The 1,764-nt window shown below is 49.2% G+C and carries 1 protein-coding gene; it reads left to right on the top strand.

Annotated features, from left to right (window positions below; genetic code table 11):
* Window positions 1–1,764 (top strand): beta strand repeat-containing protein (locus A9267_RS21905; protein ID WP_443018794.1); only part of this gene is annotated, 1,764 nt, incomplete at both ends.

Genomic DNA, 1,764 nt, shown 5'->3' with positions numbered 1-1,764 from the left:
TACATCACAAGATATTCCAGCTGGCGGTACGGTCACTCTGGTGATCACCGATATTGCGGGTACTGCAATTACCATCACAGATGTGGCAGTAAACGCGGACGGTACTTACTCTGTTGATAATGTTGACCTCTCTACRCTTGTGGATGGCGACATCACAGTGGTGGCAACTGCAACYGACAGCAACGGYAAYGACCTGTCTGCCAACGACACTGAAAACCTYGATGCTGTTGATGCTGAGCTAACAGTAGACTTRGTGATTGATGCATCGAACCAAGGTGATATCACTGGTACATCACAAGATATTCCAGCTGGCGGTACGGTCACTCTGGTGATCACCGATATTGCGGGCACTGCAATTACCATCACAGATGTGGCAGTCAATGCAGATGGYACTTACTCTGTTGATAATGTTGACCTCTCTACGCTTGTGGATGGCGACATCACAGTGGTGGCAACTGCAACCGACAGCAACGGTAACGACCTGTCTGCCAACGACACTGAAAACCTTGATGCTGTTGATGCTGAGCTAACAGTTGACTTAGTGATTGATGCGTCGAACCAAGGTGACATCACTGGTACATCACAAGATATTCCAGCGGGTGGCACGGTCACTCTGGTGATCACCGATATTGCGGGCACTGCAATTACCATCACWGATGTGGCAGTAAACGCGGACGGTACTTACTCTGTTGATAATGTTGACCTCTCTACGCTTGTGGATGGCGACATCACAGTGGTGGCAACTGCAACCGACAGCAACGGCAATGACCTGTCTGCCAACGACACTGAAAACCTCGATGCTGTTGATGCTGAGCTAACAGTAGACTTAGTGATTGATGCATCGAACCAAGGTGACATCACTGGTACGAGCCAGGATATTCCAGCTGGCGGCACGGTCACTCTGGTTATCACCGATATTGCGGGCACTGCAATTACCATCACCGATGTGGCTGTTAATGCAGATGGTACTTACTCTGTCGATAATGTTGACCTATCTACACTTGTGGATGGCGACATCACAGTGGTCGCAACCGCAACCGACAGCAACGGCAATGACCTRTCTGCCAATGACACTGAAAACCTCGATGCTGTTGATGCTGAGCTAACAGTAGACTTAGTGATTGATGCATCGAACCAAGGTGACATCACAGGTACGAGCCAGGATATTCCAGCTGGCGGYACGGTCACTCTRGTGATCACCGATATTGCGGGCACWGCAATTACCATCACAGATGTGGCWGTYAATGCAGATGGCACTTACTCTGTYGATAAYGTTGACCTMTCTACRCTTGTGGATGGCGACATCACAGTKGTTGCAACCGCGACTGATTCAAACGGTAATGATTTATCGGCCAACGACACTGAAAACCTCGATGCTGTTGATGCTGAGCTAACAGTAGACTTGGTGATTGATGCATCGAACCAAGGTGATATCACTGGTACATCACAAGATATTCCAGCTGGCGGTACGGTCACTCTGGTGATCACCGATATTGCGGGTACTGCAATTACCATCACAGATGTGGCAGTAAACGCGGACGGTACTTACTCTGTTGATAATGTTGACCTCTCTACACTTGTGGATGGCGACATCACAGTGGTGGCAACTGCAACTGACAGCAACGGTAACGACCTGTCTGCCAACGACACTGAAAACCTTGATGCCCTTTCAAGCAACATCACCGTTGATTTAGTCATCGATGGCGATAATAACGGTGACATCACTGGTACATCACAAGACATTCCAGCTGGCGGCACGGTCAC

It is taken from the genome of Shewanella sp. UCD-FRSSP16_17 (assembly GCF_001675935.1).
In the GTDB taxonomy this organism is placed as follows: domain Bacteria; phylum Pseudomonadota; class Gammaproteobacteria; order Enterobacterales; family Shewanellaceae; genus Shewanella; species Shewanella japonica.
This window is presented reverse-complemented; position numbering and strand designations above follow the sequence as displayed.